Origin of the sequence: Novosphingobium sp. (assembly GCF_020852455.1) — a bacterium.
In the GTDB taxonomy this organism is placed as follows: Bacteria; Pseudomonadota; Alphaproteobacteria; order Sphingomonadales; family Sphingomonadaceae; genus Novosphingobium.
This window is the reverse complement of record NZ_JADZAT010000031.1, coordinates 62,699-75,682: the sequence shown is the minus strand read 5'-3', so window position 1 is coordinate 75,682 and position 12,984 is coordinate 62,699. Positions and strand designations below refer to the sequence as shown.

The window sequence follows — 12,984 nt, the reverse complement described above, 5'->3', positions numbered from 1 at the left end:
CTTATGCCGCTTTCCTGTCTTGCCGGTCGGGCGCATCAAGGAACCCCCTGAGCGATGATATCGTCTGCTCGCGGTGGGTCAGCATGAACAGGTGCCCGCCCTGTTCGAAGATCTCCAGCCGGCTGCCCGGGATCAGTGCTTCAAGGATCTTGCCATTGGCCAGCGGCACGATCTGATCGTCCTCGCCCATCATGATCAGCACTTCCTTCTTCAGGAAGGGCAGGGCGGGGGCGCTGGTCCAGCCCAGCATGCACAGCAACTGGTACATATAGCCGCGCGGACTGGGCGGGGTCAGGCGGTTGATGTGCTCTTCCTTGCCGCCGGTCAGCCCGCCGTAGAGCGTACGGAAGTGCTTTTCCATGAAGGCGGCGTCAACATAGCGGCGCGGGTTGGCCATCTTGGTCAGCGCGGCCGGGTTGCCGGGCACCATGAACATGCCCGCAGTCGTGGCCGCCAGCACCAGCCGCCGCACCCGGTCACCATGCTGCAGGGTAAAGTGCTGCGCCATCGCGCCGCCCCATGACACACCCATCACATCGACCCGGTCGGCGCCGAAGCGATTGAGCAGTTCCTTGGCGGTCCAGCTCATGGTGAAGGGGTTATAGGGCACCAGCGGTTCGGGGCTGCCGCCCACGCCCGGCATGTCGAACATGATGAAGGGCCGGTCGGTCAGCGCCTCGGCCAGCGGGGCAACCGCCTCGATATTGGCGCCGATGCCGTTGAAGAACAGGATTGGCAGGTGCTCGCTCGGCTGGTCCCAGCGCCAGCGCGCGACGCGCAGGGTGCGCCCGCCGACGGTTTCCATCGAGAATTCGGCGGTAAGATCCAGGCTCACTTGGGAGTTGTTCCTCAGGACTGTTCGAGCACGTAGAGCCCGGGAGCCGCTTCCTTGGGCGGGTGCTTCTTGCTGCCCAGGGCCTTGGGTGCTGCCACCTTCTTGCCCGCGCGCTCCTGCACCCATTCCATCCAGAACGGCCACCAGCTTCCGGCCACTTCCTCGGTCCCTTGCAGCCATTCGTCAACGTCGGCGGGCGGATGTCCACCCTTTTTCGAAACGTAGTACTTGGCCTTGGGGTTGCCCGGCGGGTTGAGGATCGCCTGCATGTGGCCCGACTGGCTGAGCACGAAGGTGATGTCCTTCGATCCGAACAATTGGGTCGAACGATAGCAGGCGCGCCACGGGGTGATGTGATCGGTGGTGCCGCCCAGGATGAACAGGTCGCTCTTGACCTTGGACAGGTCGATCCCGTGTCCGGCCATTTCGACCTCGCCTTGCTTGGTGAAGGCCAGTGTTTCAAACAGATGCAGGAAATCGCCCATCAGCGTGGCCGACAGGTTGGTGGCGTCCGCGTTCCAGAACAGCACATCGAAGGCCGGCGGATCGTCACCCATCAGGTAATTGTTGATGACATAGTTCCAGATCAGGTCGTTCGGGCGCAGCCAGGCAAAGCCGCGGGCCAGATCGTTGCCCTTGATAATCCCGGCCTTGGCGGCGCGCTTCTTGGCCAGTTCCAGCCCGTTGGCGGTCATCAGCGATCCGGCCTCGATATCGTTCTGCTTGGGATGCAGCACGGTGACCATATAGGTCAGCGCGCCCAAGCGCTTGTCACCGGCGGCTGACATCTTGCTGGCCAGGATCGCCCCGGTCTGCCCGCCCGAGCAGGCACTGGAAATATTGACCTTGGGCGCGCCGGTAATCTCGCAGACCACATCCACCGCCTTGAGGCACGAGGCGATGTATTCATCCATCCCCCAGACGCCTTCGTCCTTGCTGGGGTTCTTCCAGGAAATGACGAAGCACTGGATGCCGTTATCGACCTGCCATTTGACCACCGATTTCTCGGGCGACAGGTCGTTGATGTACATCTTGTTGATTTGCGGTGGAATTGTCAGCTGCGGGATCTCGTACACTGCGTCCGTGGTCGGGGCGTAGTGGATCAGTTCGAACATGTTGTCGCGATAGACGACTGCACCTTTCGAGGTGGCAACATTCTCACCCAGCTTGAACGGCTTCTTGTCAACCTGGCTGACCATGCCCTGGTTGTGGACCACGTCGTTGTAGGCGTTCTTCAGCCCCTTGATCAGCGATAGGCCGCCGCTGTCGATCAGCCGCTTCTGCGCGGTGGGATTGCCGACCAGCGTGTTGGTCGGCGCCAGTCCGTCGATGATGATGTTGGAGATGAAGTTCGCCCGGTCGCGCTCCAGCTCGTCCAGTTCAAGGTCTTCCAGCCAGTTCTTGGCGTTCTTCTGGATTGCCAGGTAATATTGCGCGCCGGCCCGGAAGAAAGGGTTGTACTGCCAGGCCGGGTCCTTGAAACGCTTGTCCTTGGGATCGGGGGCAAGATCGGACTTGCCGGTCAGGATCTTGACCACATCGTCGCCAAAGCTTTGCATGTGCTTGAAGGTGCGGCCCGGATCGGTGGCGGTCTCACGCAGCAGCAGCGCAACCGCGCCGACAAAATCCTCACGCGCCAGGCCGACCAGCGGGCCCAGCGCCGTGGTCGATTGCGCGGCTTCGTTTTCCAGCGTTGTTCCGCCCTTGGCCATACCCGATCCCCATCCGCCTGTGTTGTTTGCAGGCGAACATGCCTTGCCTAACCGGCCATTTCAAGCGGCCTCGCTCGGGCGGGCCGGGCGTGCGGAATTCTGCGGACGAAAATGGTAAATTTAACGGTTTCGCAAGCGCTTCCATGCAATTGGCGTGGGCATGTCAGCCGAACCTTTGAGGCAGGCCGAAGCCGATCATGGCGCGCAGCAAGAGCGCGCGCCTGCTGCTGCGCCTGAAAGACGCGGCGATTCCGAGCCCTCCAAGATCGTTGCAATGCGCTCGCAAGCCGCGCGGACACGGGCTGCGGGCGGGCGCCGGGTGGCATCGCGCAGCGCGCTGCGCGACCAGATCGAACCCAACTGGTTCCTGATGGCCCCGATCCTGGCCCTGGCCACTGTGCTGGTCGGGATTGCGATGATTTCGGTGCCCGATATTGATGCCGTGCTGTTTATCCTGGCCGCAATCTGGTCCGCAGCGCTGACCCCGGTCGCAGCCCGGATTGAACGCGAACGGATCGATGCGGCCAATCGCCGGATCCTGTTCCAGACCTTGCTGGTCGGCGCTCCGATGCTGATGTTTGGCTATGCGGTGGCCGAATGGACCGCTGAAACCGGCGGCCGCTGGGAGGATTCAATCGGCATCCTGGTGATTGTCGGCGCGCTGGCGGCAATCATCCTCAACCGACGGGTCGCCGCGATCGTTATCAGTCAGGTTGCCCTGTGGCTGGGTGTGGCGGTTATCGCTGGATCGCGCGGAACCTTTTTTGCCCTGCTTGTCGGGCTGGCAGTGGGCTTCTACACCTCGGTCCGCCAGGCCAAGGCCGATGCCAAGTTCGAACTTGAGGACCGTGAACGCCAGCGGGCGCAGGTCCGCGCCGAGGAAATCCTGCACGACTTCGAACAGACCGGCCACGGCTGGTTCTGGGAAACCGACCGGCGCGGCGCGCTGGTCTATGTGTCGGAACCGATCGGGGAAATCCTGGGGCGCAAGGCCTCGAGCCTGATCGGCAAGCCGTTTAGCGAACTGTTCGTCCCCGATCCGCAGGGGCAGGAAAGCGAACGCACCCTGTCGTTCCACCTGACCGCGCGGTCTGCCTTTACCGAACTGGCGCTGCGCGCCGCGACCCGCGGTGAAGAACGCTGGTGGTCAATCAATGGCCGGCCGCTGTATGATTCCTTCGGAAATTTCGTTGGTTTTCGCGGTTCGGGCAATGACCTGACCGAGAAGAAGCGCTCGGAAGAACATGCCACCCGCCTGGCGCATTACGATTCGCTCACCGGATTGGCCAACCGCCTGCAGATGGCGCAGACCCTGGAGAAGATCCTCTCTGCCCCGAACCTTGAGCATCGCGCCTGCGCGGTGTTCCTGCTTGACCTCGACCGGTTCAAGCAGGTCAACGATACCATGGGCCACCCGGCTGGTGATGCGTTGCTCAAGCAGGTGGCAAGCCGGCTTGAACGGACCATCGGCGAACATGGCCGGGTGGGCCGTCTGGGCGGCGACGAGTTCGAGGTAATCCTGCCCGGGCGGCATCGCCGCGAAGATCTGGGCGATCTGGCCGATCGGGTGATCCGCAACCTGTCCGAACCCTATTCGATCGAAGGGCACCGGGTTGTCATCGGCGCCTCGGTCGGGGTGGCGCTGTCGCCTGATGACGGGCTGACCGCCGAAGCTATCATCCGCAATGCCGACCTTGCGCTGTATGCCGCCAAGGATGGCGGGCGCGGACGTCACCACTTCTACGCCGCCGACCTGCACTCCGATGCGGAGGAACGTCGCCAGCTGGAACAGGACCTGCGCGATGCGCTGGCCCATGGCGGGCTTGAGCTTTACTACCAACCGGTCATCCATACCTCGACCGAGCGGATTACCGGCTTCGAAGCATTGCTGCGCTGGAACCATCCCACCCGCGGCCAGCTTTCGCCCGGCAAGTTCATTCCGATTGCCGAGGATTCGGGACTTATCGCCCCGATCGGCGAATGGGCCCTGCGTCAGGCTTGCGGAGATCTGGCTTGCCTGCCGGAAGCTGTGCGGATCGCGGTCAACGTATCACCGCTGCAGTTCGCCAATCCGGCCTTGCCGGCGATCATTACCAATGCGCTTGCCGCCGCCCAGGTCAATCCGGCGCGGCTTGAGCTGGAGATTACCGAGAACGTCTTCCTGAATGACGATGAAGGCACCGATACGATGTTCGCCGCGCTCAAGCGGGTGGGCGTACGTCTTGCGCTCGATGACTTCGGGACCGGCTATTCCTCGCTTGGCTATCTCAAGAAAGCGCCGTTCGACAAGATCAAGATCGACCAAAGCTTTGTGCGCGGGGCGACGATCAACGGCAGCCGCAACGGCGCGATCATCGCTTCGATTGTCAGCCTGGCCGAAGCGCTCAACATGGAAACGACCGCCGAAGGTGTGGAAACGCTCGACGAACTCGATCTGGTTCGCATGCTCGGCTGCAGCCACGTCCAGGGCTATATCTATGAAAAGCCGCTCAGCTTCGATGCGGCGATCGAACGCCTGCAGACCGGGCTGACGGCGATTGCCCAGGGCCCGCGCGCTGCCCGCGCCACGCGCCACACCATGCTGCGCAAGGTCCTGCTGGATCACGGCGGGCAGCACTATCACGGCACGATCCGCAACATCTCGACCACCGGGGCGATGGTTGAAGGGCTGTGGAATGTCCCGCCCGGCACCATCTTCAGTATCGTGCTGGCCGAAGGGCAGATCGTGACCGCTACGGCGCGTTGGTGCCAGGAAGACCGCATGGGGGTGGAATTTTCCAGCCCGCTCGAACTTGATGAAACCGGGCGCATTGCCATCATGGCGCAAGCCCAGCAAGGCAGCAGGCCTGTGGTCGTGCGGCGTGAAGCGGGAGCGCAAGGGTGATGCTGCGGCCCGTCCATTCGGCTTGTGTTAGCCAAATCTCAACCATGTTCGGTTATGCGCGGGAAATGCACCGTGCAGATTTGCCTCTGGAATTCAAAGACCTGTCATGAGCGCTAGTGGATCCTCGACTTTTGGGCGCCTCCGCGGGCTGCTGGGGGCGGGCAAGGATGCCTCTTCGCGTTCGGCCGGAGGCAGCGCCGCGCCTGCGCTCAGCGGACAGGAACAGCAGCAGGCATTGCTGCTGCTGCGCGATTACGAAGCCTCGGGGCTGGGTTGGTTCTGGTCAAGCGACGGCGAAGGCAAGATCACCTATATCTCAGACTGCGTCGCCGAAACCATGGGCGTGCCGCGCAGTCAGTTGCTGGGCCAGGCCGTGCAATCGCTGTTCATCCTTGAACGCGACGAAGACGATATTCACGAACGCACGCTTCCACTGATCCTGTCGGCGCGCAAAACCTTTTCGGACCTGCAGGTTCGTGCTGCGCTGGACCAGAGCGAGATCTGGTGGTCGATTTCGGGTCGTCCGCAGTTTGGCAGTGACGGAACCTTCATCGGCTATCGTGGCAACGGCAACGATATCACCGCAACCCGGCAGAGCCAGAAGGATGCCTCGCGGCTGGCGCAGTATGACTCGCTGACCGGGCTGGCCAATCGCCACCGGATGGGCAAGCGGCTCAATGCTACACTTACCGCTTACCAGTCGGCCAAGCGGGCCTGCGCGGTGATGATGATCGACCTTGACCGCTTCAAGCAGGTCAACGACACGCTGGGCCACCCGGCCGGCGACGAATTGCTCAAGCAGGTGGCCAACCGCCTGCAGCGCGTGGTGACTGACAAGAGCTGCGAAATCGGCCGCCTCGGCGGCGACGAATTCCAGATCATGCTGCCCGATATCGACGACCGCGGGCGGCTGGGCGAAATCGCGATGACGATCATCACCATGATCTCGCAGCCCTATCAGATCGAAGGCAATCGCTGCGTCATCGGCGCTTCGGTCGGGATCGCGATTGCGCCCTATGACGGGATCAATTCGGAAGAGCTGATCCGTTCGGCCGACCTTGCGCTCTATGCTTCGAAGGGCGGCGGGCGCGGCCAGTTCCGGTTCTATTCAAGCGATCTGCATTCCGAAGCCGAACGTCGCCGCCAGATCGAGGAAGACCTGCGCGATGCGCTGGCCAGCGACCAGATGCGGGTGGCCTATCAGCCAATTCTGGATACCAAGACCAACAAGGTTGTCGCGCTTGAAGCGTTCAGCCGCTGGGAACACCCCGAAATGGGCGATATTCCCCCATCGGTCTTTATCCCGATCGCCGAAGAGGCGAACCTGATCGGAGCACTGGGCGACTGGATCCTCAAGCAGGCCACCGCCGACGCCGCGCAATGGCCAGGCAGCGTGCGGGTGGCTGTTAACGTCTCAGCTGCGCAATTCGCCAATGCCGGATTTGCGACCCTGGTGACCCAGGCGCTGGCCAATTCCGAACTTCCGCCCGAACGGCTGGAACTGGAACTGACCGAGTCCATCTTCCTGGGCGATCGCGCGGCGACCGAAGACATGTTCAATTCGCTCAAGCTGCTGGGCGTGCGCCTGGCACTCGACGATTTCGGGACCGGCTATTCATCGCTCAGCTACTTGCAGCACGCGCCGTTCGACAAGATCAAGATCGACAAGAGCTTCATTCGCGGGGTGACCCAGCCGGGCAACCGCAATGCCGCGATCATTGCTTCGATCGTCAGCCTGGCCGAAGCGCTGCAGATGGACACCACCGCCGAGGGGATCGAAGCTCACGATGAGCTTGAGGCGATGCGCAAGCTCAAGGTCGGGCAGATCCAGGGCTTCATCTATGCCGCGGCGGTTTCGAACGAGGATGTCACCGAAGCGTTGCTTTCGGGCGAATGGGTGATCGAGCCTGACGGCCCCAGCAAGTACCGGCCGGAACGCCGCACGGTGCTGCGCAAGGTCGGCCTGATCCACGAAGATCACCGCTATGAAGCGACGATGCGCAACCTGTCGCGCTCGGGCTGCATGGTCGAAGGCCTGCTCGATGTGCCGATCGGCACCCCGTTCGTGGTCGACTTTGGCGAGGGCCAGTTGGCGGTTGCAGTGGTGCGCCGCTCGGCCGGGGCGATGCAGGGGCTCGAGTTCGAACAGCAGCTGGTCGATGACGGGGCAGGGGGACTGTGCACCCGCCACCGCGTCTCGCCCTACGTGCTGGCCCAGGCCGGCATGCCGCTGCAGGCGCTGCCCAAGGGGCAATACCCGATGCAGCTGATGCAGCAGCCCGGTGCGGCACTGAGCCTGCCCAAGTTCGGCACTGCCGAAATCGGCAAGCCCAAGACCAAGGTGGCCTGAGCGCCTGCACTGCGTAACTTGGTGCCGGCCATGGATATCTCCAGTCTGGCCAGTAACCCTTGAACCTCACCTTTTGCTCGGGCATAACTTGAGCATGGGTGAAAGTGTCTACAATCCTGCGAAGCGATACGTGCTGGCAATTGGTGCAGGGCTATTGTCTGCGATCGCATTTACCGCCGTTCGGGCGCAAGTGCCGGTCATTTCTGTTAGGCCGCCGCAGTTGCGAGAAGTCATTCGCGAATCCGTCAATACTGCCGGGAACTCGATAATCGGCGTTACAGGGGAGTCTCTGGGCAAAGGGGTCCGGACAACCGAACTCGTAATTTCGGGGCTGAAAAAAGATGACACCGTGCTGTGCGTTGGGATCGAGCAATCTTCGGGACTCTACTCTGCGAATTTCATTGTGCCTGTCCCGTCAGGGAAACCCACGCTTCGGGTCAAGATTGAGAGTGCACAATTGGCCAGCCTTCGGTTTCGCACGGGTGAATTCGCGATTCACGCCCGCGCTGGTCGAGGGGCGTGCAAGCAAGCGGACCCGATCCTGCCGGCGAAATGGTTCGAACAATCAACTGGAACAAGACGTCTCACTCTGCTGGTAAACGGCCAAGGCGCAGACGCTGTCTTTCTGCAGGCTGAAAGCGGGGTAAAAACCCGGCCAATTCGCTGTGGCGACCTACGTAGTGCTTTGGGTGCTTCAGCTTCAACCCGATCATTTGATCGGGCCTGCCAGATTGAAGTCCCGGTTTGCGGTCAAGTGGCAACCTACAGTCTTTATCGCCGCTTTTCAGGAAATTTGCGCGCGCCGCAAAGTTTTGACATCCAGGGCTGGTGCTAGCCTAGAATGCGCCGAGCAACAGGTCGACTAGCCTCACGAAGGATCATGCCGTCGAGGAGCGAGACTCGCTTTCGCCGTGTTCCGCTTATGCTGTTCAGAATTAATCTGGCAGTCGATGCGTTGCTACTGTTTGCTGCAATCGCAATTATCGTTGCGCCGCGCGCTGCCACCTTTGTCGCCGATATCGACACCGCAGTTGTAAATATCGATTATCGACCTGGTGATACTGCTCCGGATTTTGGCGAAAGCGAAATCACCCTGATCGATTTCGACCAGCAAACCCGTTGTGAAGGCGGGTTGATCAGTCTTCCCGATCCGCTTGACCGGCAACTCGGCCTTAAGGTCAGTGCACAAGACGGTCTCAAGATTTACCTGAGCACTAGCGACCCCCGGGGGCTAGGGCTGAGGGGGTGTGGAAGCAACGCTGGGCCTAGCCATGTGAGCGAGGCAATCGTTGATTGGCCGACAGGTCAGGCCCGTTCGAAAGTTCTGGCTATTGAAGGGCGCATTACTGCAGGCGCGCTGCCGCAGAAAGGGGACCTTACCCCTTCGCTGCTCGAGTCCGGAAGGCTACAGATGGAGACTTCAGCCAGTCCATTTGGCGATGGCAGGGCGTCCAGCGAGGTTTTGCTGCACCTGGGTGACGAGCTGCAGATTCTCGACAGCGCTGGGCAACCAGCAAAGGCCTATGGGCTCTTGCGGTGGGACAATGGCAGACTCAAGCTTATGCTTCGCGCAAAAGGGCACCGTGCCATGATTAATGCTATCGGACAGGAACGGGCCGGAGCAGTTGCAGTGGCACCTTCGTTCTGGACCAAACTTCAGGCGCAAAGTGAATGGGCGGTGATCATATTCTGCGTTGCGATTCTTCTGAATATGATTTCCGCAACGCAGGCATTGTGGGGTCTATTGCGGGATGAACGAGCGTGAGGCGAGTGTTTGTCATCGTAAGTGCAGGCATCGCACAGTTGGCGAGCGCGACCCCTGTGTATTCGGCAATTCCAAATCCGCTTTACGTACAATCGACCGATAGCAAGACCATTGGGCAGGGCTTCCTGATCAAGACCGGACTGGGCTGCCAAGTATTGACTCCCCAACATCTGCTAGAAGACAAACTACGAATGGAAGTCCGTGGCCAGTCTGGCCAACGAGCGGTGTCGACGGAGATATATTCCGATCCGGCAATCGATTTTGCGATCATGGAAATTCGTCCATCGGTTGGTGACTGTGATCCGATAGTTGACGACGTGAAGCAAATCGATGCGACGGTTTTCAGCCAGGGTGCCTTCATGCTCGTTCGTGGGCCTACCGGCACGGTCCAGCGAATAGAACTGCAGCCCAATCATCTGGATGATCGCGAGATTGAGTTTCGCGTAGCAAATGGGGTTGAGATCAAGCAGGGGATGAGTGGCGCGCCAATCGTTCAAGATGGGCGGGTCGTGGCGATGCTGGTCTCGGTTCGCGGAGATCGTAAGGATGCGACTCTAGTAGCGTTGCGGACCGACTACATTGCGCGCGTTGCTGGAACGCGCTTGACAATGACCGCCGACCAGCAGGCTGAGGCAGAAAACCCGATGCCAGTCAGCGGTCTGACCTGGCCGGTAGATGGTCCCATGGTGTCGGATTTCCGTTCACGCGAAAATATTGGCTATCATGACGGAATCGATATCGCGGCAAGCAATGGAACAGATGTCCATGCAGCAGCCGCAGGCAAGGTCATATTTGCGAAAGAAGGTGTTGCCGACTTTGGTGGACTAGTGTTGATTAATCACCCAAACGGCTACACCACAGCTTACGGTGGTGTCGAACAGATCGGTGTTTCGGAAGGTGAGATTGTTGACCAGGGTAGTGTCATTGCCCGGGTCGCAGCTCCAAGCACGGACGGCTTTTCGAGCGGTGTTCACTTTGAAGTCCGCAAGGACGGACTGGGGGCAGCTGTAATCGACCCACTGTTTCTTTTGGGATCTAGGCAATTAGCACAGGGCAAGGCCGATGCGTTTTCAGGCTATCCGCTCAGTTATCACGCCATTGCAACCGTTGTAGCGGCGGCCGCAGCGCGGACGGGGGCGAAGAACAGGGAATATGCCTCGCCTGAATATGAACAGGCTGCGCTGGAGCAAATAGACAAAGTCAGTGGCGGTGAGCTGGAAACTTTTGCAAGCAAGTATATTGCCGAGCATCCGCAAGAGATGGGCACAAGCAAATTCGGGTTCCTCGCCGGCGCCAAGTTACTGAAGGTTGACAACCTTCCTCAGTCAGCATCGCGGGTCTTATTATTGAATTATCAAGTCAATCGTGGAGGCAGCCATGCGGCCGAAACTCTGATCATGCTGGCTGCCGCCATGCTGAAGCAGGGCGACAGGCAACGAGCCTGCGTCGCCAAACAGGAATATGAAAACACCTTTCCCGGCGATACCGCACTCGATAGCCCGGCGCCATCACAGCTTGACGAGCTGGAGAAGGCGAATGTGTGCAACTAGCTGAAAGGTGACATCGCCAGTCAGTACTGGTAACGGCGATGCAAACTCGCCGGGATTCCCATGACTGACCTGACAAAAATACGTAATTTCAGTATCATAGCTCACATTGACCACGGCAAGAGCACCCTGGCTGACCGGCTGATCCAGTTCACCGGCGGGCTGAGCGAGCGCGAGATGAGCGAGCAAGTCCTTGATAACATGGACATTGAGCGTGAGCGCGGAATCACCATCAAGGCCCAGACCGTCCGCCTCAACTACCGGGCTGACGATGGCGAAACCTACGAACTCAATCTGATGGACACGCCCGGCCACGTTGACTTCGCCTATGAAGTCAGCCGCAGCCTGGCGGCCTGCGAAGGCGCGCTGCTGGTGGTCGATGCGGCGCAGGGGGTTGAGGCGCAGACCCTCGCCAACGTCTATCAATCGATCGAGCACGACCACGAGATCGTTCCCGTGATCAACAAGATCGACCTGCCCGCAGCCGAGCCTGACAAGGTCCGCCAGGAAATCGAGGAAGTGATCGGCCTCGACGCCAGCGAAGCCGTTCTCACTTCGGCCAAGTCGGGCATCGGCATCAAGGAAGTGCTGGAAGCCGTGGTCAAGCGGATCCCGGCCCCCAAGGGTGACGCGGATGCGCCGCTCAAGGCAATGCTGGTCGATAGCTGGTACGATCCCTATCTCGGCGTGGTGATCCTCGTCCGGGTGATCGACGGCACGCTCAGGAAGGGCCAGCAGGTCAAATTCATGGCCGGCGGCACCGAACACCTGATCGACCGGGTCGGCTGCTTCACCCCCAAGATCGAGCAGTTGCCCGAACTCGGCCCCGGCGAAATCGGCTTCATCACCGCCCAGATCAAGGACGTTGCCCAGGCCCGCGTCGGCGATACCATCACCACGGTGAAGGGCGGGGCGACCGAGGCCTGCCCGGGCTTCAAGGAAGTCCAGCCGGTGGTGTTCTGCGGGCTGTTTCCGGTCGATGCTGCCGATTTCGAAAAGCTGCGCGAAAGCATCGCCAAGCTGCGGCTCAACGACGCCTCATTCAGCTTTGAAATGGAATCGAGCGCGGCGCTGGGCTTTGGCTTCCGCTGCGGGTTCCTGGGTCTGCTCCACCTCGAGATCATCCAGGAACGGCTGACCCGCGAATACGACCTGGACCTGATCACCACCGCCCCCAGCGTGGTCTATCGCATCCAGCTGCGCAAAAGCCGCACCGAGGAAGCCGGCGAACTGCTGCTTCACAACCCGGCCGACTATCCCGATCCCAGTCGGATCGAGAGCATCGAGGAACCCTGGATCAAGGCGACGATCTACACGCCCGATGAATACCTCGGCTCGATCCTCAAGCTGTGCCAGGATCGCCGCGGGATCCAGACCGGCCTCACCTATGTCGGCGGCCGCGCGCAGGTCAGCTACGAATTGCCGCTCAACGAAGTGGTGTTCGATTTCTATGACCGGCTGAAGAGCATCAGCCGCGGCTATGCCAGCTTTGACTACGAACAGATCGGCCTGCGCGATGGCGATCTCGTGAAGATGGGCATCCTGGTCAACAACGAGCCGGTCGACGCGCTGTCGATGATCGTCCACCGCTCGGTTGCCGAAACCCGCGGCCGCCACATGTGCGAACGCCTGAAGGACCTGATCCCGCGCCACCTGTTCAAGATCCCGATCCAGGCCGCGATCGGCGGCAAGGTTGTGGCCCGTGAAACCATCAGTGCGATGCGCAAGGACGTCACCGCCAAATGCTATGGCGGCGACATCACCCGCAAGAAGAAGCTGCTGGAAAAGCAGAAAAAGGGCAAGGCGCGGATGCGCGAATACGGCAACGTGAGCATCCCCCAGGAGGCCTTCATTGCGGCGCTGCGGATGGGCGAGGAGTAGCTCTCCGCAA

Annotated in this window: 8 protein-coding genes; 6 read left to right on the top strand and 2 right to left on the bottom strand. The window is 60.7% G+C overall.

Annotated features, from left to right (window positions below):
- Window position 1: 1 nt before the first annotated feature.
- Together IT549_RS14200 and IT549_RS14195 are read right to left on the bottom strand one after the other, a co-directional pair.
- Window positions 2-835: an alpha/beta fold hydrolase gene (locus tag IT549_RS14200; protein ID WP_292974235.1), complete on the bottom strand. Its 834-nt coding sequence runs from the start codon at window positions 833-835 to the stop codon at window positions 2-4.
- 14 nt (window positions 836-849) lie between these two features.
- Entirely contained in the window at window positions 850-2,547 is a 1,698-nt protein-coding gene (locus tag IT549_RS14195) for an alpha/beta fold hydrolase (protein ID WP_292974234.1), read from the bottom strand.
- A 160-nt stretch (window positions 2,548-2,707) separates the two neighbouring features.
- Here IT549_RS14195 and IT549_RS14190 point away from each other — a divergent pair, with 160 nt between their 5' ends.
- From IT549_RS14190 to lepA, 6 genes are all read left to right on the top strand, one after another.
- Window positions 2,708-5,431 (top strand): EAL domain-containing protein, encoded by a 2,724-nt coding sequence (locus tag IT549_RS14190; RefSeq protein WP_292974233.1) that lies wholly within the window; start codon window positions 2,708-2,710, stop codon window positions 5,429-5,431.
- Window positions 5,432-5,537: 106 nt separating this feature from the next.
- Window positions 5,538-7,781: an EAL domain-containing protein gene (locus IT549_RS14185; RefSeq protein WP_292974232.1), complete on the top strand. Its 2,244-nt coding sequence runs from the start codon at window positions 5,538-5,540 to the stop codon at window positions 7,779-7,781.
- Between the two features lie 94 nt (window positions 7,782-7,875).
- Complete coding sequence (locus IT549_RS14180) at window positions 7,876-8,616, top strand: hypothetical protein (RefSeq protein WP_292974231.1); 741 nt, start codon at window positions 7,876-7,878, stop codon at window positions 8,614-8,616.
- Window positions 8,617-8,703: 87 nt separating this feature from the next.
- Window positions 8,704-9,546 (top strand): hypothetical protein, encoded by an 843-nt coding sequence (locus tag IT549_RS14175; RefSeq protein ID WP_292974230.1) that lies wholly within the window; start codon window positions 8,704-8,706, stop codon window positions 9,544-9,546.
- A 5-nt stretch (window positions 9,547-9,551) separates the two neighbouring features.
- Window positions 9,552-11,096 carry a peptidoglycan DD-metalloendopeptidase family protein gene (locus tag IT549_RS14170; protein ID WP_292974229.1) on the top strand — a complete coding sequence of 515 codons (1,545 nt, stop codon included), beginning with the start codon at window positions 9,552-9,554 and terminating at the stop codon, window positions 11,094-11,096.
- Window positions 11,097-11,156: 60 nt separating this feature from the next.
- Complete coding sequence (gene lepA, locus IT549_RS14165) at window positions 11,157-12,974, top strand: translation elongation factor 4 (protein ID WP_292974228.1); 1,818 nt, start codon at window positions 11,157-11,159, stop codon at window positions 12,972-12,974.
- Window positions 12,975-12,984 lie beyond the last annotated feature (10 nt).